Annotated in this window: 1 protein-coding gene; it reads right to left on the reverse strand. The window is 62.2% G+C overall.

Translation table 11 applies throughout. The features are described from left to right. Window positions 1-113: 113 nt before the first annotated feature. A complete protein-coding gene (locus tag GY937_14160) occupies window positions 114-989 on the reverse strand; it encodes a PEP-CTERM sorting domain-containing protein (protein ID MCP5057845.1) in 876 nt (291 codons plus the stop codon). Between the last annotated feature and the right edge of the window lie 158 nt (window positions 990-1,147).

A 1,147-nucleotide genomic window follows, 5' to 3' on the forward strand; every position in this document is an offset into this window, starting at 1 on the left:
ACACTACCTCGCGGCTCTCGATCGCGAACTCGACACCGATCCGACCGACACCGATTCGCCGTTCTGACGAGAAACCAGCACTCGCGCGCGACCACGGCTAGATGATCAGATTTCTACGGTTTCTCGTGATCGCCAACATCGCTCCAGCCGACGACCACGCTGCCGTCGTCACTCACGCCGAAAGCTTCGCTCCGAAAGCCGCCACCCGGAAGGTCACCCAACCCGACCATGCCTGTGCCTTGCACCCAACGGAAAGCTTCCATGCCCGCAGCAGACTCGCTGCGTCCCACGATCACATTGCCATCGCCCGAAACAGCGAGTGCATTGCTGTCGAAGGCACCCCCTGCAAGGTCGCCGAGCCCGACCAACCCAGTGCTTGAGGTCCAACGAAATGCCTCAGATGGTCCGCCCTCCCAACCAACAATCACAGATCCGTCCGTCGATGCGTCGAGTCCAAACCCACGGCTGCCACCGAGGCCGACCATGCCCCCGCCTGCCGTCCACCGGAATGCGTCTGTTCTCTTCGGAAACCTCGTAAAGGAACTCCCGACAACCACCGAACCATCGGGGGAGATCCCAAGCGCTTGGCTCGATACTGGTACGCCCGGAGTAAGGTGCCCGATCCCAACCATCCCTGCGGCGGCTGTCCAACGGAAGGCCTCCGTGACGCCCCCGCTAGCACCACCCTCGCCCACCACGACCCGGCCGTCCGCTGACACACCAAGCGCGGTGCTTCCGAATCCATCACCCGGAAGATCCCCAAGTCCAACCATTCCGCCCGACGCGGTCCATCTGAATGCTTCGGTTCCGGAGCTTGAGGAGCTTCGGCCGACCACCACTTGGCCGTCGTCGGAAATGGCATTCGCCTGGCTGTAGAAGGCCCCACCGGAGAGGTCGCCCAGACCGAGAAAGAGCGGCGCAGCAGCGGCGAGAGTAGGAATCGCCGCCAAGACCGCGAGTACGCATGCGCTGCGACCGAGCCCCGTCACATCAGCCCCTCCCAAGAACTAGCCCTGATCCGAGATTCTTGAGGGTGGTCGTCGATTCAAATTGAAAGTGGCCCCGTCGGTGTGCTTGATGGAGTTACCACACTTCACCGAGCCCCCGAGGAGCCACAATCATGAGGCTAAGTAGAAGCCGAATTCGG

The organism is bacterium, from assembly GCA_024228115.1.
Taxonomy (GTDB): Bacteria; Myxococcota_A; UBA9160; order UBA9160; family UBA6930.